We start from the raw sequence: 17,565 nt of genomic DNA, 5'->3' as shown, positions 1-17,565 counted from the left end.
AAAATTAAGACTATATCCTTCCTCACTGGGGTTTCTCCTTTTTAATTTTTTTTTTTGTGTAAACGTATTTGGTTTGTGTCGGTCAACATGGTTTTTTGCCCTTTTAACCCCGACGCTACCCTTTTATCTGCATGAAAAAGGAGGGAAGTGTTAATCTGTCGGGAATGGGAAATTGCCGAGAAAACAGATTGTCAAGCATGATATTTTCTCCTATAATAGTGTTTAAAACCAAAAAGATGCAAAAGAGGAATGATGATGAATTTTTTAGAGGAACGTATAGTAAAAGATGGAATTATCAAAGAAGGGAATGTGTTGAAGGTAGACAGCTTTTTGAATCATCAGATGGACATTCAGCTGTTTGATCAGATTGGAGCAGAGTTTAAAAGAAGATTTGCACAAAAACCAATCAATAAAATCCTGACGATCGAGGCTTCCGGTATAGGGATTGCCTGTGTGGCAGCCCAGCATTTTCAGGTGCCTGTCGTATTTGCAAAGAAAACCCAGAGTATTAATCTGGAAGGAGAAATGTATGTAGCGGAAGTAGAGTCCTTTACTCACAAGTGTAAAAATCAGGTGATCGTATCACAGAAATTTTTAAATGAAGAGGACCATGTTCTGATTATAGATGATTTCCTTGCCAACGGATGTGCGCTTCAGGGACTGATCCAGATTGTACAGATGGCCGGAGCTACAGTGGAAGGAATCGGCATTGTCATAGAAAAAGGATTCCAGGCAGGGGGAAGCATTATCCGGAATCTCGGATATCAGCTGGAGTCACTGGCGATTGTAGATGCAATGGATGAAAAAACAGGAACCATCCAATTCAGAGAGCAGGGAGTGTAGTATGAATACATCGGTACAGTTAGAGCAGCAGCTTATGAATATACATCGGAAAAGTTATCCGGCATATAAAAGTCTTGCAGGAAGCTGGCAGTTTCCGGGGTACATCCTCCACATCGACCATGTCCAGGGAGACCCTTTTGCCGGTCCTTCCAAACTGAGTGTGGAGATCGCTTCAAAGACAGCAGGCTTTCCGGAAGAGCTGTACAGCAGAAAAGATAAAAGAATTGCTCTTCAGGATTATCTGACGAGAGAATTTGGACGGCAGATTTCTGCCTATATGTTTCAGGCTAAAGGATCCGGAAAGAGCGGTCTGATCAGCATCAGCAGATGTGGGCAGCAGGTGCTGGAGCGCACGGCGCTTGAAATGAATGAAAGACGGATCCTGGTGCGCTTTGAGGTAGGCTTCCCTGCCAACGGAAGAACCATCAATGCACCGGAGCTGAAGAAGATTTTATTTGATTACATTCCACAGTGTGTGAAAAAAGCGCTGTATTATAAAAGTCTGAACAGTCAGACTGTTCGGAAGGTGACAGAGCTGGCGCAGGATCAGACTTACATCCGGGAAGAGTTGAAAAAAAGGAATCTTGCAGCGTTTGTGGCAAATGGTTCCATTCTTCCGAGGGAAAGCGGCGTTTCTGACAAACCTATGAAAAAGGCAGTTGTATTTGAAAGCCCAAAAAGTATGGAGATAGAACTGGACCTTCCCTACAGAGGGAAAGTACGCGGCATGGGTATCCCAAGAGGGATCACGCTGATCGTGGGCGGCGGCTACCATGGAAAATCTACGCTCTTAAAGGCGCTGGAGTTAGGTGTGTATAATCACATTGCCGGCGACGGAAGAGAGTATGTTATTACGGATGATACGGCAATGAAAATCCGTGCGGAGGATGGAAGAGCAGTCTCTCATGTGAATATTTCACCTTTTATCAATCACCTTCCAAACGGGAAAGATACGGTAGACTTCTCGACAGAAGACGCCAGCGGTTCCACCTCGCAGGCTGCAAATGTAGTAGAGGCAGTGGAAGCGGGAGCAGGAGCGCTTCTTATTGATGAAGATACTTCTGCTACGAATTTCATGGTGAGAGATGCGCTGATGCAGTCTGTGATCGCCAGAGAGCAGGAGCCGATCACCCCATTTATTGAGCAGGCAAGAAAGCTCTACGAAGAAAAGGGAATCTCCGTCATTCTGGTGGCCGGAAGTTCGGGGGCTTATTTTTACATTGCTGATAAGATCATTCAGATGGATACCTATCGGGCCAAGGATATTACAGAACAGGTTCGTACAATCTGCAGCCAAAATGCCAAAGAGCAAAGTTTTATGGAAATGCACCGCAAAGAAACGGAAAATACTTTGAAATGGGAAAAAATGTCCAGACATCCAAGGCTTGGAAAAATTGAGAAAAAGCACGGACAGATTAAGATAAAACAGTTTGGGAAAGACAGCTTTTCCCTTGGAAAAGATACAGTAGAGCTGAAATATGTGGAGCAGATCACAGACGGCGAGCAGACAGCGGCCCTAAGTTATGCTCTGAAAAATGTGATAGATAAAATGGAAACAGGAAATAAGAAAAGCCTGGAAGAGCTGGCAGAAGAACTTTGGAGTGAGATGGAAAAGAAGGGCCTGGTAAGTCTGGTGAAAGGTTCTTATGTTCCTGTATCGCTTGCCATGACAAGGAAACAGGAACTGTATGCCTGCTTAAATCGATATAGAGGATTTCATTAGTCAACAAAGAGACAGAGTTTTTACTCTGTCTCTTTGTTCTAAGAAGATGCAAGCATAGACAGGTATTTTTCATAATTGACACCGTCGTTGCGAGGCACCTGTTCTTTGATGGAATCAGCAATGGCCAGGCTGATAAATTCGCCAGCCAGCTCTGCTGCCGTTTCCGGTGTATCTCCTCTGGCAATGCCGGCGGCAATGCAGGAGGCAAACAGATCGCCTGTGCCGGAATAGCTTCCTCCGATATACGGAAAGGGGATCAGCTTCTGATCCTTTTCGGACAGAAAGAGGTTTCCCATCTGATCAACACCGTCTTCATCTGTATAACGGATCCCTGTGACAAGAACCTGATGGAGACATTCCTGAAAAAGCGATCTGCCAAGTTCAGCAACCACCTCCATGAGGAGAAAAGGTGTCCCGATCTGTGAAAGCTCTTCATAATCCGCTCCGGTGAGCAGACAAAGCTCAGTCAGATTGGGAGTGATAATATCTGCCCTGAAACAGAGCTCCTTCATTTTTTCAAGAAGCCGGGGCGTAAAAAGGGAGTGAGGCTTTCCGTCGCCGCCCAGCACGGGATCTACCAGGAGAAAAGTATGTTCTTTCAGAAAGCTTTCAAGAAACATATATATCTGATTCACTTGCCGCTCATCGGCGAGAAAGCCAGTATAGATACCGTCAAAAGCTACGCCCATCTTTTCCCATTCCGCCCGTATCAGAGGCATTTTATCTGTATAACTGTCACAATAATAATTGTCATATCCGGTCTGTGCGCTTAAGATTGCAGTCGGAAGCGGACAGGGCTGTACTCCCATAGCGGAGATAACTGAAATAGCCGCGGTGAGGGAACAACGTCCAAACCCTGATAGATCGTTGATTACAGCAATTTTTTTTGTCAATCGATTTCACCGTCCTTTATCAATATATAACAGAATTTATTATACTGCCTTAGCCTGTATTTTGGTAGCGTTTTTTCGCACAAAAAAAGGTCAGAGCGGGGAACTCTGACCGGAGGGGGAAATTATGAAAAAGAAAATTTATATTGTCAAAGGTTTTGTCCTTTGAACAATTATAATATACCGCGTATTTGTGTTTAAAATGTGAATGTAATATTAAATATATGTGAAAAAAGGGAAAGCATTTTGTGAATATTAAAAAGAAAAAGCACTGTAGTTTCTACAGTGCTTTAGGCGCGTGGGCGAGAGGATTCGAACCCCCGACCTTTTGGTCCGTAGCCAAACGCTCTATCCAGCTGAGCTACGCCCACATCTTTGCTGTAATCTCTCACAGCAAAAATAATTATATTATAAGATTACAGTAATGTCAACTGTTAATTTTGAAAAAATCTTTCTTTACGTATCTGCCGCAAACTGGCTGTTGTAGAGCTTCGCGTAGAAGCCGCCCTTTTCAAGAAGCTCCTGGTGAGTGCCCTGCTCCACAATATGTCCCTGATCCATGACGAGGATCACATCTGCGCTTTGGATGGTAGAGAGGCGGTGAGCTACAATGAAGCTGGTGCGCCCTTTCATCAAAGTTTCAAAAGCGCGCTGGATCCGGATTTCTGTCATCGTATCGATGGAAGAAGTCGCCTCATCTAAGATCAGCATTGGCGGCAGACAGAGCATGATACGCGCAATGCAAAGCAGCTGCTTCTGCCCCTGGGAAAGATTTTCTCCTCCTTCGCTGATGACCGTATCATATCCTTCCGGCATACGCATGATAAAGCTGTGGGCATGTGCCTTTTTGGCAGCGGCAATGATTTCTTCCATGGAGGCGTCAGGCTTTCCGTAGGCAATGTTGTCCCGGATGGAAGCGGATTTCAGCCACGTTTCCTGAAGCACCATTCCATAACTTGTCCGAAGGGAATGGCGGGTGAGCCGGCGGATATCATGCCCGTCTACCTCGATGGATCCTGACTGCACATCATAGAAGCGCATCAGAAGATTGATGACAGTCGTCTTTCCGCATCCGGTAGGTCCTACGATCGCAATACGCTGACCGGGACGCACGGAAAGGTTCAGGTCCCGTATCAGAGGTTTTTCCGGTACGTAGGAGAAATCCACGTGACTGATTTTAATCTCACCTTTAGGATCATGAAGTGCGGCAGCGTCTTCCGGTTCTTTCGGCGCATCCGGCTCGTCTATCAGCTCAAAGACACGACCGGCTGAGGCGAGAGAATTTTGAAATTCTGTCATAACGCTTGTGATGTCATTAAAGGGTTTTGTGTACTGGTTTGTGTAACTTAAAAAGCTGGACAGCTGTCCAACAGTCAGCATGCCGTGAATCGTTCCGAAACATCCGGCAATGGTGACGCCCGCATAGATGCAGGAGTACATAAACCGGGTGGCCGGATTGGTAATAGAGGAGAAGAAAGTGGCTTTCAGAGAATAGCCGGAAAGCCGTTCATTGATCTCATCAAATGTTTTCTGTGCCTCATCCTGGTGGCCGAAAGCCTGGACAACCTTGATCCCGCCCAGCATTTCATTGGTAAATCCGGTCAGCTCTCCGCGGGTCTGGGACTGTTTTTGGAACATGGCAAAAGATTTCCTGGATATGAAATTTGCCAGCAGGAAGGACAGGGGGCTTAGAACGATCACCACAAGCGCAATGAAAGGATTGATGGCAAGCATAAAGCAGATGGTTCCCGCAATGGTTGCAACCCCTGTAAAAAGCTGGGTAAATCCAAGCAAAAGACCGTCAGAAAACTGATCGATATCTGTAATAATACGGCTGATCAGATCTCCGGAAGAATGGCGGTCCACATAGGAAAGAGGCAGTTTTTGCAGCTTTTCAAATGCCTGCACGCGCAGGTCTTTTACAATATGATAGGTAATTTTGTTGTTGATGTGATTCATGATCCACTGACCGGCGCTGGTAAGGATAACGGAAATCATGATAGAAGAAATGACGGCCAGGAGGGCGTCAAAATCCACAGCTCCTTTTCCGGCAATGGCGTCCACGCCCCGCCCCGTAAGAATGGGGACATAGAGAGTCAAAGCAACGGTAAAAGCGGAAAGGAGCAAAGACAGGATAACATATCCCAGGTAAGGGCGGATATGGCGGAGGATCCGCTTCAGCGTCTGTCTGTTTTTCGATTTTTGGTCCGGAGCGTTGTCCGTAGATGAAATTTTTTCAGACATTGGCACCTGCCTCCTTTCCGGAAAGCTGTGAAGCACAGATTTCCTGATAAATTTCATTGGAATCCAAAAGTTCCCGGTGTGTGCCGCATCCGGCGATCCGGCCGTCATCCATAACCAGAATGCGGTCCGCATTTTTAACAGCAGATACTCGCTGGGAAATAATAAATACAGTGGTATTTCCGGTATTTTCCCGGATTGCTTTCCGAAGCCTTGCATCTGTGGCAAAATCAAGAGCGGAAGCGCTGTCATCCAGAATAAGGATTGAAGGAGCTCCCACCAGTGCCCGGGCGATGGTAAGGCGCTGCTTCTGACCGCCGGATAAGTTGCTCCCCTGCTGCTGGATCATAAGATCCAGTCCTTCCTTTTTGGCATCCACAAACTCCCGGGCCTGGGCGATGGTAAGAGCCTGATAGATTTCTGTATCGGAGGCATCTTTTTTTCCCCACTGCATGTTTTCTCTTAAGGAGCCGGAGAATACGGCAGCCTTCTGGGGAACAATTCCGATATGTTTTCGGATGGAGGCCGGGGCGAAGGAGCGGATGTCTTGTCCAAAAAGGCGGATCGTCCCTTCGGAACATTCATAAAATCGCGGGATCAGACTGGCAAGTGTGGACTTGCCGGAACCTGTTCCGCCGATAATGCCGATGGTTTCCCCGGGCATGGCCCGAAAACTTAGATCTTTCAAAGATGCACTTTTCGATCCGGCATAGGAGAAGCTCACATGTTCAAATTCTACAGCGGCACAGTTTGTCCCGGGCTCGGGTGTAAAAAGTTTTCCCTCTTTTGGAATGGAGGTCTGTACGTCAAACAGGGCGTTTACACGGCCAAGACTTGCCAGAGATCTGGACAAAAGAATGATCAGATTAGCAAGCTTAATGAGTTCGGTTAAGATTTGTGACATATAGTTGATGAGGGCAATAACCTGTCCCTGGGTAAGGCTTCCTTCGTTTACCTGTATGCCTCCAAAGTAAAGGACAGCAATAATCCCCAAATTAATAATGACATAAGTAAGAGGATTTAAAAGCGCTGATATTTTTCCTACAAAGATCTGTTTTCCATACAGCTGGTCTGTCTCCTGGCGGAAATGTTCCATTTCTTCTTTTTGTCTGCCGAATGCGCGGACTACCCGGATGCCAAGGAGATTTTCTCTGGTGGACAAAAGAACCCGGTCCAGCTGTTTCTGCACCGCTTTATAAAGGGGCATGCTTGCCAGCAAAATGATAAATACAACGATCAAAAGAGCCGGAATGGTAACAGCGAAAGGACGGGCCGCTTTTACGTCTACTGTAAACGCCATCACCATTGCTCCCAGTACTACAAAAGGAGAGCGCAGAAAAAGCCGGAGAAACATGTTGACGCCGTTTTGCACCTGATTGACATCGCCTGTCATCCGGTTGATCAAGGTAGAAGTGCCGATGGCGTCAATTTCCTGGTAGGACAAAGTATTAATATGAGCGAAAAGGTCACTGCGCATAGCCATTCCGGCGCTGATAGCGGATTTGGCAGCAAAATACTGGGCTGTCAGGGAAAAGGAGAAGCCGATGATTCCAAGGAGGATCAAAAGACCGCCCATTTTCCACAGATATGCCCCATTATTTCCGGCAATTCCTACGTCAATCATCTGTGCCACAACAAGAGGGACGAACAATTCAAACGTAGCTTCCAGCATTTTGAAGAGAGGTGCCAGTATTGTGATCACAGGATGTTTTTTCAGATAACCCAGCAGCCGTTTCATTTTGTTCCCGCCTTTCCATCTTTATGGCAGATTTCACCCAGCTGTCCGTACATGCGCTCGGATACCGGAGCCGGGATCTGAAGCCGTTTTGATTCTTTTACAATATAGCCGCTGAAGGTTTCAAGCTCTGTCTGGCGGCCTGCATTTACATCTCTTTGCAGAGAGCTTGTGGCATTATCAGCCAGTTCATAATAGAAGCGGTGGAGGATTGCATCCCGGTGCTTTGGCTCCACATGTATTCCCTTTGCAAGAGCCACCTGGTAAGCTTCCTCTACCAGGGCCTCATATTCGGCCGCTTTTTTCGGATCGGACCTGAGCTGTCCGATGGTATTATTATAGAGAGCTGTTTCCACGTTGTAAGCACAGTTCAGGATGTATTTTTTCCAGATTTCAGCCTGAATATCCCGATAGGCTTCGCAGTCGATGCCGGCGCCGTTTAACAGCCCGGAAACGGAAAGGATGATCTCCCATTGCGCTTCCGAGGCGTTTTGAATTCCCACATGGAGATTGGCAAACTGATCCTGCTGAGTGACGGAGAAATCCGCATTGGCAAATGCGACAATGTAAATGAGAGAATCGATCACCGTTCCATGAGATAAATATCCTCTGACCCTGTCGGCCGGGTCAGCCCCGTTCATTACGGGGACAATGACTGTGTGATCGCCGACGCAGTTTTTCATGGAAAGACAGGCGTCCTGCAGGGAATAATTTTTGACACAGATGAAAATGTAATCCTGTATCTCCAGATCTTCGGCAGACTCTACTGTCCTTTCCGGATGAACGATACGCTCTCCACGGTAATCACTGTGGAGGATTAGGCCATGTTCATCAATGGCCTTCTTCCGTGCGCCTCTGGCAACAAAGGAGACATGGGGATAAGTATCGGCAAGCAGAGCGCCTATGTAGCCGCCCACTCCGCCAAGACCGACCACGGCAATTTTTTTATTCTCGAATAAACTCATATAGATTCCTTCTTTCTCCAGATTTTCCGGACAAGAGGCTTCTATATATGATATAGACCCTTCGTCCGAAGATTTATATGACAAAATTATAGCATACTGACAAATGATGACAACCGAAAAATCACATCTGCACCGGTTCCTTTTCACCCTTTTTTAAAAGATACGGCATTTATATGAGGTGCCTCCAATGGATCAGGAGGATCCATGCCAGTCCGTAATAAGTGACGACAGCTACCAGGTCATTGACTGTTGTAATAAGCGGGCCTGACGCGATTGCGGGATCCACTTTGACCTTATGAAAAAACAGAGGGATCAGCGTCCCTACCAGGCTTGATATGGCCATAGACACTAATAATGCTGCGCCGACACATCCGGATATCATTAACGCATTAAAAAGCTGGTAGTTCTTAAAGAAATAAATATATATTCCAAGGAAAAATAAAGACAGAACCCCGAGCAGGACGCCATTTCCCAGGCCGATTTTCAATTCTTTTATAATAAGGGAAAGTTTATCCCTTCGCTTCATTTCCGCATCCACAAGAACCCTTATCGTTACTGCCAGAGACTGTGTCCCCACATTCCCGGCCATATCTAAAATTAACGATTGGAAACAAATAATAATGGGCAGTACTGCAACAATATTTTCAAAAGCGCCGACAACGGCAGAAACGCCCATTCCCAAAAACAGCAGGATAACGAGCCATGGAAGCCGCTTTTTCATACTTTCTTTTGTTGTTTCTTTTAAATCTTCTTCTTTCGTTAAGCCGCCAAGTTTTGCATAGTCGTCGCCCATTTCATCATCTATGGCTTCCAGCATATCCCGCGATGTTAAAATGCCGATTATTTTTCCCTCGCCGGTTAATACAGGAAGAGAATCCTGCGCATATTCTTTGATCTTTTCTATCTTCTCCGATATTTTTTCATGATCGAGAAGATAAGGGTGGGAGCGGGTGATAATATTGTCCAAAGCATCGTATTTTCTTGCGGCAATCAGATCTTTCAGATCAATTGTACCGTAAAACCTATCGTCTTGATCGACTACATAGATTGTTGAAATATTATTATGATTCCCGGCTTCTTTGATCAGTTCCCGCATTGCCTGACGGACAGACAGATCCCGGGATATTTTAATATAATTTGTTGTGATCAGGCTGCCAATTTCTTCATTGTTGTAAGAACTTGTGAAACGGATGTCCGTTAAGATATGTTTTCTTTTCAAAATAAGCCTCCTATCTCCCTGAAAAAGGGCATAAAAAATCCATCACAGCTGAACGCTGCACAAACACATACAGTTACATACGGTTGTGACATTCTCTGACGATGGAAAAGGCTTAAATATATTACAAAAGGGCATAAATACAGACACTTGAAATATTATTCAAGTCATTTCCACCGCTGTATGTACGTTGACTTTGCTTATCACAACTGTCCATATATTTTGCCTCCTTTACTGTAAAATTTTATTTATTATAGCATTCAAACGCTCCGATGTAAAGTTTTATAACACACCTTAGGACGGTCCCATACGCTTCCGGTAAAGCTCCCGGTTGACTTTCCCGGTGGGAAGTGGCACAATTGCTATCATAATATTAGCTTGGAGGGAAGACCTCAAAAGCAGTGAATTTTGAGGGGCGGACATGAAAGGAGAATTTTGTGGAAATGGAGCGCATTCTTATCATAGATGACGATACAAATATTAACAATCTTCTGAAAGAAGCATTGGAAAAGGCGGGGTATGAGTGCGGACAGGCATTTTCCGGAACGGAGGCCCGGCTTCTTATGAAAACGGAAGACTATGATCTGGCAATACTGGATCTGATGCTGCCCGGTATTCCGGGCGAGAAGGTTCTTGAGGAGATCAGGGGAAAGGGAGATACCCCGGTGATTGTTCTCACAGCAAGAGATATGCTGGATGATAAGATTGATCTGCTTAAAAGCGGGGCGGACGATTACATCACAAAGCCTTTTGAAATCCGTGAAGTACTGGCGCGTATAGAGGTACAGCTTCGAAGAAAAGGACCGAAATCAGGGGCGGACGAACGGAAGATCATTTATAAAGATATGACTCTTGACAAGGACGCCTTTACGGTGACAGTGGGAAAATGTGAGCTTCCCCGCCTTACCCGGCAGGAATTTGCCATTTTAGAGCTGCTTCTCTCTCATCCCAGGAAGGTATACAGCAAGGAGGAAATTTTTGAGTATGCATGGCAGGAGCCTTATATAGGAGAGACAAAGACATTGGATGTCCATATCAGCAATATACGCAAAAAACTGAAGGGTGTGTCTGATACAGAATACATTGAGACGATCTGGGGGATCGGCTACCGCATCTGCCAGTAATCTTTACCTTTTCTTTAATATTTATTTGCGAAGGATTAAAGGAAGAAGTTTAGACTGTAGCCTGTAAATAAAAAGAAAAGGAGTGAAAGAGACGGTGAGTGAAGTATTACTTAGCACCAGCGCCCTGACAAAGCAGTTTGGCAGACACAAGGCGGTCGATCAGGTGAGTATGCACATAAAACGAGGGGCTATTTACGGATTTATCGGAAGGAACGGAGCCGGAAAGACAACGACTCTCAGAATGATCGGCGGCCTTGCCTCACCGACAGCAGGAGAGATCGAGATGTTCGGCTGCAGGGGAAAGGAGCTGAAACAGATCCGTTCCAGAGTAGGGTGTCTGATTGAGGGGCCGGGACTTTACGGAAATATGACGGCCCGGGATAATATGAAAATGAAATGCCTTCTTCTTGGAGTACAGAAGAAAGGATATATGGAAGAGCTTCTTGAAGTTGTGGGACTGAAGGATGTAGGGAAAAAACTTGTGAAAAGGTACTCTCTTGGTATGAAACAGCGGCTTGGAATCGCCATGGCCCTCATCGGCGAGCCGGATCTTCTGGTGCTGGACGAGCCTATCAACGGTCTGGATCCCCAGGGAATTGCGGAGGTAAGAGAAACCATCCTGCGGCTGAACAAAGAGAGAAATATGACGATCCTCATATCCAGCCATATTTTGGAGGAATTGTCCAAGATTGCCACAGATTACGGGATCATCCACCAGGGAACCCTTCTGCAGGAGATCACAGACGAGGAGCTGCGGGAAAGATGCAGCGAACGGCTGGAGATCACCCTCTCGTCGCCGGAACTTGCCATTCCGGTACTGGACCGGCTGGGAATACGCCGGTACCAGGTAATGGACAAAGAGCACATATATGTGTTTGAGCGGCTGGAAGAGAGCGCCCGGCTTAATATGGAATTTGCAAAAGCAGGCATTCCCGTGAAAGGGCTTGCTGTGACCAATGAAGAGCTGGAAACGTATTTTCTTAATCTGACAGGAGGGAACGCACATGTTTAATATGATAAAAATGGAAGTATACCGGATGTTTCACACAAAGAGCGCTTATATCATTATGCTTGTGATGGCGATCTCCGTGCTGCTTACTGATTATATGAGCTTTTATGAATATAATGAAGATTCAGAGGCCATGAGGACAGCGCCGGTAAATGCCAATGTCAGCTACACGGATCCCGAAGGAGGGGAGAGCGGGGCGCCGAACCTTGGGTTGACAGTGACCCTCCCTACAACTCCGGGAGAAAAGGTGACAGTATATGATCTGTTCTTTGCCAATGTGCAGGGGAAATTTATCGCGCTTTTTATTGCGATCTTTACGATCCTGTTTTCCAATGCAGATTTAAAGAGCGGATTTGTAAAGAATACAGCCGGGCAGGTAAGGAACCGGTTCGGGCTTGTGGCAGCCAAGGCAGTGGCAGTGGTCCTCTATACCATACTGGCTCTGGCTATTTTTGCCATACTGGAAATGATATCTGCAAGAGTGCTTTTCGGATACCTGGAATGGGGAAATGTAGGAGAGTTCCTTTCTTACTTTGGCATTCAGGCGGTTCTCCACTGTGCGTTTATGATCATTCTGACAGCGGCCAGCGTAATCTTAAGAAGCAGTGTGATCAGCATGCTGTTGGGCATGTGTCTGTGCATGAACTTTACCATGATGCTCTATGGAATGGTAAACCTTCTGATCCAGAAGCTGGGGTTTGAAAGCTTTGACTTTATGGCCCATACGGTAACCGGAAAGATCAGTATGATCCCTATGGAAATGAGCGGCGCGGATGTACGTTCAGCCCTTATGATAGCAGCGGCTTTCATAGCAGGAGCCCTTGCTCTTGCAGGCGCGGTATTCCAGAAGAGAGACGTTTAGGAGCTTGAAGGGGTTTTTCAAGGGCGTCCCGTCAGGCGGAAGGAGAAAAAGATGATCGTTATACTCGTTATTACCCTGCTTATTATACTTATCATGATCCTGGCAGGTATGCTCTGGAAATATCAGCGGCAGATGAAAGACATCTGCCGCCAGATCGCGTTTTTAAGGGAACATGACAGCAACATGATGGTAACGACGCAGATCCGCTCCGGCGGAATCGGGGAGCTGGCGGAAAAGCTGAATGAGCTGCTTCTGGATAGGCGGGAGAGGAAGAAGGAATCGGACAAAAAGGAGGAAGAAATTGCCGAAGTATATACCAGCTTGTCCCATGATATCCGTACGCCGCTGACCTCGCTTGACGGCTATTTCCAGCTTCTGGAGGAGAGTAAAGACGAGGAAGAGAAGCAGAGATATCTTCAGGTCATACAGGAGAGGATCAGGAGCCTGAAAGATATGCTGGAAGAGCTTTTTACTTATACGAAGCTGCAAAGCGGAGGATACCAGATGGAGCTGGAGCGGTGCCGCCTGGGCCGCATATTAAAAGAAACGATTTTTTCCTATTATGAAGAGTGGATGGCATTGGGTATACAGCCGGAGATCTACATCACGGAAGAAGAGCTGGAAATGGAAGGAAATGTTCCGGCGCTGAAACGGGTGATCCAGAATCTGATAAAAAACGGTCTGGATCATGGGCGTAATAAAATCCGTATCCGCCTGGAACGCCGTCAGGAAAGTGCGGTCCTTTCTTTTGAAAATATGGTGGATGGAGCGGAAAAAATAGAGGTTGAACATGTTTTTGACCGCTTTTATAAAGCAGATGAGGCAAGGAGCCGCAGCTCTACCGGGCTCGGTCTTTCCATTGCAAAGGAACTGACAGAACGAATGGGAGGAACCATAGAGGCAGGAATCCAGGATGGATGGTTTATTGTAGAAATCCGTTTTCCGATCCAGGAGAGCAGGAGCTTCTGACTTCGCACATTTGCCAGGCTGGGTATTGACATTGGAGAAGGAAAGTTTTAAGATAAAATATGTAAAAACGGGGAGCTTGTACACAGGCTGAGAGGAAGCAGAGAAGCTTCGACCCGAAACCTGATTTGGATAATGCCAACGTAGGGAAATACATTGTTTCAGTGCGGGAAAGGGCAAAGATCCATTTCCCGTTTTTTTATTTGATAGGAAATTAATATTGCCAGACATAGAGTGAGCCAGAGGTTCATGAAGGGGTGCACCACCGCGGGTGTATTCTTTCGTGAACCTTTTTTATTCAATAGGAAACTTCGTTCCCTATTGAATAAAACGCTCCGCGGGATGCGCACTCGCGCGAAGCGGGAATTTGCCGTTAAAGCGGCCGCGCTCGGCGCTGAAGCTCCTCTATATCGAGGCAGGAAAGGAGAAGGAGAATGGTTCGGATAAATGGCGAAGAAGAGATGCATTTGGAAGGAAAGACGCTTAAGGAATATCTGGAAGAGAAGGGATATCGTATGGAGCGCATTGCAGTAGAACGAAATGGAGAGATCCTCCCCAAAGCTTCCTATCAGGACATTATCCTGCAGGATGGAGATGTGCTGGAGGTTGTAAGCTTTGTAGGAGGAGGCTAAATTTACAGGAAAGGAATCTGCAGGATGATAACAAAACAAGAAATAGAAAAGGCTTTGGAAGAAAGGCACAGCTCCGGGATACAAGAGAGGCTGGCGAAAGCCAGGGTGGCGATTGCAGGACTTGGGGGGCTTGGCTCTAATATTGCAGTCAGTCTTGCCCGGATCGGTGTAGGACATCTGCACCTGATCGATTTTGACCGTGTGGACATTACCAACTTAAATCGGCAGCAGTATTTTATCAGCCAGATCGGAATGTACAAAACGGACGCTATAAGAGAAAATCTGCAGAGGATCAATCCATATCTTGATATCCGTACAGAATGTATCAAAATACAGGAGGACAATGTCCGAGAATTGTTTCAGGAGGATGATTATATCTGTGAGGCTTTTGATGTGCCGGAGTATAAAGCAATGCTTGTCAATTCTGCTCTGGAATATTTTCCGGGGAAATATCTGGTGGCGGCAAGCGGCATGGCAGGATTTGGGGACAGCAATAACATACGCACCAGAAAAATTACGGAACATTTTTATCTGTGCGGCGACGAGACATCCACGGCAGAGGAGGTGCCGGGACTGATGGCGCCCCGGGTGGCACTGTGTGCGGCGCACCAGGCAAATATGATCGTGAAGCTGATCCTGGAAAAATCATAAGGGAAAAGTATACCATATATGTTCTTGTACACCGACGCTAACGAAAGGAAATACAAAAAATAAGAATAACAGCAGGGAGGAAAGAAAGATGAATACAGAAAAAGATACATGGAAGTTGGGGGATCACGAATTTACATCCAGATTTATTTTAGGATCCGGAAAGTATTCTCTGGATCTGATACAGGCGGCTGTGGAAAACGCCGGAGCGCAGATCGTGACCATGGCTCTTCGGAGAGCAAATGAGGGCGGACTTGCCAATATTTTAGATTATATACCGGAAGGAATAACTATACTGCCAAATACTTCGGGGGCAAGGAACGCCGAGGAGGCAGTGAGGATTGCCAGGCTGGCCCGGGAAGTCTGCGGCAGTGAATTTGTGAAGATTGAGATCATGCGCGACAGCAAATATCTGCTGCCGGATAATTACGAGACAGTCCGGGCAACGGAAATTCTGGCAAAAGAAGGATTTGTGGTGATGCCTTATATGTATCCGGATCTCAATGCGGCCAGAGATATGGCGGATGCGGGAGCAGCCTGCATTATGCCTCTGGGAGCGCCTATCGGCTCCAATAAAGGGCTTTGCACAAAGGAATTTATCCAGATTCTTATTGATGAGATCGACCTGCCTGTTATCGTAGACGCAGGGATCGGAAGGCCGTCCCAGGCATGTGAGGCCATGGAGATGGGAGCAGCGGCCGTCATGGCAAATACGGCCATCGCATCTTCCGGCGATGTAAAGGCAATGGCGGGAGCTATGGGGCTTGCCGTGCAGGCAGGACGGGCCGCTTATCTTGCGGGAATGGGACAGACCATGGCAAGGGGCGGAAGCGCTTCTTCCCCGCTGACAGGATATTTGAGAGACTAGGAGGGGAAAGAGATGGAAAAGATCAACGAAAGCATTTTAAGTGACGAGATCAAAGAGCACCAAAAAGAACATCGGATCGATCATATGACTTATCTGCCGGATATGGAACAGATTCCGTCGGATATGCTGGAACAGGTGCTGGCGGAAACGAAAGCCTATGACTATGATTCTTTTACAGAAAGTGACGTCAGAAACGCCCTCGCAAAGGAAAGAAGGACGCTTAAGGATTTTCAGGCGCTTCTTTCTCCGGCGGCCCTTCCCCTTCTGGAGGAGATGGCAAGGAAGGCCCAGGCAGAGACACAGAAATATTTCGGAAATTCTGTCAGTATGTTTACTCCGGTCTATATAGCAAACTACTGTGAAAATTACTGTATTTACTGCGGCTTTAACTGCCATAATCATATTCGCAGGGCACAGCTGAATGAAGAAGAGATCCGCCGGGAATTTGCGGCCATTGCAAAGACCGGACTTCAGGAGATCCTGATCCTTACCGGGGAGAGCCGGAAAAAATCCACAGTAGAATACATTGGAAAAGCAGTGGAAATGGCAAGAGAATATTTTAAAGTCATCGGGCTGGAAATCTATCCTGTGAATACGGACGAATACGCTTATCTGCACAAGTGCGGAGCGGACTATGTGACAGTTTTTCAGGAGACTTACAATCCGGATAAATATGAAACGCTTCATCTGGCCGGACATAAGAGAATTTTCCCATATCGGTTTTATGCTCAGGAAAGAGCGCTGATGGGAGGAATGCGGGGAGTGGGACTCTCAGCGCTGCTGGGGTTGGACGACTTCAGGAAGGACGCTTTTGCCACGGGAATGCACGCTTATCTTTTACAGAAAAAATATCCCCATGCAGAGATTGCGTTCTCATGTCCGAGACTTCGCCCGATCATCAACAATGACAGGATCAATCCTATGGATGTTCACGAAAGACAGCTTCTTCAGGTGATCTGCGCCTACAGGCTGTTTATGCCTTTTGCAGGGATTACCGTGTCCAGCCGGGAGTGCGCGAGAGTGAGGGATAATCTGATGCAGATCGCAGCCACTAAAATTTCTGCCGGGGTGAGTACCGGAATCGGAGAACACGGGGAGGAAGTCCAGGATAAAGGGGATGAGCAGTTCGAGATTTCCGACGACCGGTCTGTGGAGGAAATCTATGGAGCTTTGCGGGAACATCACCTGCAGCCCGTTATGGCGGATGCCATTTATGTGTAGGAGGCAGCCCATGTGCAGAAAGACAGAGAGGGAAAACTGGGAACATGTGATCGCAGTGACAAACCGGAAACTGACCGCGCGCCCCTACATGGAGCAGATAGAAAGAATCTGTCTGAAAAGACCGGAAGCGGTGCTCGTCCGGGAAAAAGATCTAAGCGAGGAGGAATACGGACGGCTGGCGTCAGAAGTTTATGCTATATGCAAAAGGTATGAGGTCCCCTGCATTTACCATACGTTTGTACAGGCAGCCAGGGAAGCAGGGGCGGCAGCAATCCATCTTCCGCTGCCTCTTCTAAGAAAATATGGCGGAAAGAAAGGACTGCCGGAATTTCCGGTCATTGGCGCATCCGTCCACTCTTTGGAGGAGGCAAAAGAAGCAGAACTGCTGGGCGTTTCCTATCTGACCGCAGGGCATATTTACCAGACGGACTGTAAAAAGGATTTAAAGCCTAGGGGGCTGGGATTTTTAAGAGAAGTATGCCAGTCTGTCAGCGTACCTGTCTATGCCATCGGAGGAATACACATGGGAAGCGGGCAGATGGAGGAAGTGATGCAGGCCGGCGCGGCAGGCGGGTGTGTTATGTCCGGGGCAATGCGGGTGTAAAGCAAAGCGTCTTTGGAC

Annotated in this window: 15 protein-coding genes, 1 tRNA gene, 1 pseudogene and 1 riboswitch; of the genes and pseudogenes, 11 read left to right on the top strand and 6 right to left on the bottom strand. The window is 46.9% G+C overall.

Annotation, left to right across the window (positions count from 1 at the left end):
* Positions 1-255: 255 nt before the first annotated feature.
* Positions 256-843 carry a xanthine phosphoribosyltransferase gene (locus tag WJ238_RS07570; RefSeq protein ID WP_230106924.1) on the top strand — a complete coding sequence of 196 codons (588 nt, stop codon included), beginning with the start codon at positions 256-258 and terminating at the stop codon, positions 841-843.
* 1 nt (position 844) lies between these two features.
* Complete coding sequence (locus WJ238_RS07565; RefSeq protein ID WP_337606590.1) at positions 845-2,566, top strand: ABC-ATPase domain-containing protein; 1,722 nt, start codon at positions 845-847, stop codon at positions 2,564-2,566.
* A 38-nt stretch (positions 2,567-2,604) separates the two neighbouring features.
* On the opposite strand, the gene WJ238_RS07560 is transcribed toward WJ238_RS07565, so the two are convergent.
* The 6 genes and pseudogenes from WJ238_RS07560 to WJ238_RS07535 all read right to left on the bottom strand — a co-directional run.
* Positions 2,605-3,459 carry a pyridoxamine kinase gene (locus WJ238_RS07560; protein ID WP_337606589.1) on the bottom strand — a complete coding sequence of 285 codons (855 nt, stop codon included), beginning with the start codon at positions 3,457-3,459 and terminating at the stop codon, positions 2,605-2,607.
* 294 nt (positions 3,460-3,753) lie between these two features.
* Positions 3,754-3,827 (bottom strand) — tRNA-Arg (locus WJ238_RS07555).
* Between the two features lie 85 nt (positions 3,828-3,912).
* Positions 3,913-5,700, bottom strand: a complete 1,788-nt coding sequence (locus WJ238_RS07550; protein ID WP_337606588.1) for an ABC transporter ATP-binding protein — start codon at positions 5,698-5,700, stop codon at positions 3,913-3,915.
* Complete coding sequence (locus tag WJ238_RS07545) at positions 5,693-7,435, bottom strand: ABC transporter ATP-binding protein (protein ID WP_337606587.1); 1,743 nt, start codon at positions 7,433-7,435, stop codon at positions 5,693-5,695. Before WJ238_RS07545 ends, WJ238_RS07550 begins: the two co-directional genes overlap by 8 nt.
* Positions 7,432-8,397 carry a ketopantoate reductase family protein gene (locus WJ238_RS07540; RefSeq protein ID WP_337606586.1) on the bottom strand — a complete coding sequence of 322 codons (966 nt, stop codon included), beginning with the start codon at positions 8,395-8,397 and terminating at the stop codon, positions 7,432-7,434. The genes WJ238_RS07545 and WJ238_RS07540 overlap by 4 nt, the downstream gene beginning before the upstream one ends.
* Before the next feature lie 169 nt (positions 8,398-8,566).
* Positions 8,567-9,592: pseudogene (locus tag WJ238_RS07535) on the bottom strand (magnesium transporter); the annotation flags it as partial.
* 464 nt (positions 9,593-10,056) lie between these two features.
* Here WJ238_RS07535 and WJ238_RS07530 point away from each other — a divergent pair.
* The 9 genes from WJ238_RS07530 (at position 10,057) to WJ238_RS07490 (ending at position 17,547) form a co-directional block, all read left to right on the top strand.
* Complete coding sequence (locus WJ238_RS07530) at positions 10,057-10,737, top strand: response regulator transcription factor (RefSeq protein ID WP_337606591.1); 681 nt, start codon at positions 10,057-10,059, stop codon at positions 10,735-10,737.
* Positions 10,738-10,831: 94 nt separating this feature from the next.
* Positions 10,832-11,749 (top strand): ABC transporter ATP-binding protein, encoded by a 918-nt coding sequence (locus WJ238_RS07525; protein ID WP_337606585.1) that lies wholly within the window; start codon positions 10,832-10,834, stop codon positions 11,747-11,749.
* Positions 11,742-12,608 carry an ABC transporter permease gene (locus WJ238_RS07520; RefSeq protein ID WP_337606584.1) on the top strand — a complete coding sequence of 289 codons (867 nt, stop codon included), beginning with the start codon at positions 11,742-11,744 and terminating at the stop codon, positions 12,606-12,608. Before WJ238_RS07525 ends, WJ238_RS07520 begins: the two co-directional genes overlap by 8 nt.
* Before the next feature lie 51 nt (positions 12,609-12,659).
* The gene (locus WJ238_RS07515; protein ID WP_337606583.1) at positions 12,660-13,577 is read left to right on the top strand and encodes a sensor histidine kinase; all 918 of its coding nucleotides are present in this window, start codon (positions 12,660-12,662) and stop codon (positions 13,575-13,577) included.
* Positions 13,578-13,635: 58 nt separating this feature from the next.
* Positions 13,636-13,741: riboswitch (TPP riboswitch) on the top strand.
* Between the two features lie 267 nt (positions 13,742-14,008).
* A complete protein-coding gene (gene thiS, locus WJ238_RS07510; protein WP_337606582.1) occupies positions 14,009-14,206 on the top strand; it encodes a sulfur carrier protein ThiS in 198 nt (65 codons plus the stop codon).
* Between the two features lie 24 nt (positions 14,207-14,230).
* Positions 14,231-14,857 (top strand): sulfur carrier protein ThiS adenylyltransferase ThiF, encoded by a 627-nt coding sequence (gene thiF / locus WJ238_RS07505; RefSeq protein ID WP_337606580.1) that lies wholly within the window; start codon positions 14,231-14,233, stop codon positions 14,855-14,857.
* An 88-nt stretch (positions 14,858-14,945) separates the two neighbouring features.
* Positions 14,946-15,722 carry a thiazole synthase gene (locus WJ238_RS07500; protein ID WP_256193357.1) on the top strand — a complete coding sequence of 259 codons (777 nt, stop codon included), beginning with the start codon at positions 14,946-14,948 and terminating at the stop codon, positions 15,720-15,722.
* A 12-nt stretch (positions 15,723-15,734) separates the two neighbouring features.
* Complete coding sequence (gene thiH / locus WJ238_RS07495; protein WP_230106911.1) at positions 15,735-16,943, top strand: 2-iminoacetate synthase ThiH; 1,209 nt, start codon at positions 15,735-15,737, stop codon at positions 16,941-16,943.
* A 10-nt stretch (positions 16,944-16,953) separates the two neighbouring features.
* The gene (locus WJ238_RS07490; RefSeq protein ID WP_337606579.1) at positions 16,954-17,547 is read left to right on the top strand and encodes a thiamine phosphate synthase; all 594 of its coding nucleotides are present in this window, start codon (positions 16,954-16,956) and stop codon (positions 17,545-17,547) included.
* Positions 17,548-17,565 lie beyond the last annotated feature (18 nt).

The sequence above is a fragment of the Claveliimonas sp. genome, from assembly GCF_037273965.1.
GTDB lineage: Bacteria > Bacillota > Clostridia > Lachnospirales > Lachnospiraceae > Claveliimonas > Claveliimonas bilis.
This window is presented reverse-complemented; position numbering and strand designations above follow the sequence as displayed.

What these genes read in the sequence shown, in the direction of transcription:
- WJ238_RS07565 (WP_337606590.1), top strand. Translation starts at nt 845, where the DNA reads ATGAATACATCGGTACAGTTAGAGCAGCAGCTTATGAATATACATCGG.
- WJ238_RS07500 (WP_256193357.1), top strand. Translation starts at nt 14,946, where the DNA reads ATGAATACAGAAAAAGATACATGGAAGTTGGGGGATCACGAATTTACA.
- WJ238_RS07515 (WP_337606583.1), top strand. Translation starts at nt 12,660, where the DNA reads ATGATCGTTATACTCGTTATTACCCTGCTTATTATACTTATCATGATC.
- WJ238_RS07490 (WP_337606579.1), top strand. Translation starts at nt 16,954, where the DNA reads ATGTGCAGAAAGACAGAGAGGGAAAACTGGGAACATGTGATCGCAGTG.
- WJ238_RS07570 (WP_230106924.1), top strand. Translation starts at nt 256, where the DNA reads ATGAATTTTTTAGAGGAACGTATAGTAAAAGATGGAATTATCAAAGAA.
- WJ238_RS07550 (WP_337606588.1), bottom strand. Translation starts at nt 5,700, where the DNA reads ATGTCTGAAAAAATTTCATCTACGGACAACGCTCCGGACCAAAAATCG.
- WJ238_RS07520 (WP_337606584.1), top strand. Translation starts at nt 11,742, where the DNA reads ATGTTTAATATGATAAAAATGGAAGTATACCGGATGTTTCACACAAAG.
- thiH (WP_230106911.1), top strand. Translation starts at nt 15,735, where the DNA reads ATGGAAAAGATCAACGAAAGCATTTTAAGTGACGAGATCAAAGAGCAC.
- thiF (WP_337606580.1), top strand. Translation starts at nt 14,231, where the DNA reads ATGATAACAAAACAAGAAATAGAAAAGGCTTTGGAAGAAAGGCACAGC.
- WJ238_RS07530 (WP_337606591.1), top strand. Translation starts at nt 10,057, where the DNA reads ATGGAGCGCATTCTTATCATAGATGACGATACAAATATTAACAATCTT.
- thiS (WP_337606582.1), top strand. Translation starts at nt 14,009, where the DNA reads ATGGTTCGGATAAATGGCGAAGAAGAGATGCATTTGGAAGGAAAGACG.
- WJ238_RS07545 (WP_337606587.1), bottom strand. Translation starts at nt 7,435, where the DNA reads ATGAAACGGCTGCTGGGTTATCTGAAAAAACATCCTGTGATCACAATA.
- WJ238_RS07540 (WP_337606586.1), bottom strand. Translation starts at nt 8,397, where the DNA reads ATGAGTTTATTCGAGAATAAAAAAATTGCCGTGGTCGGTCTTGGCGGA.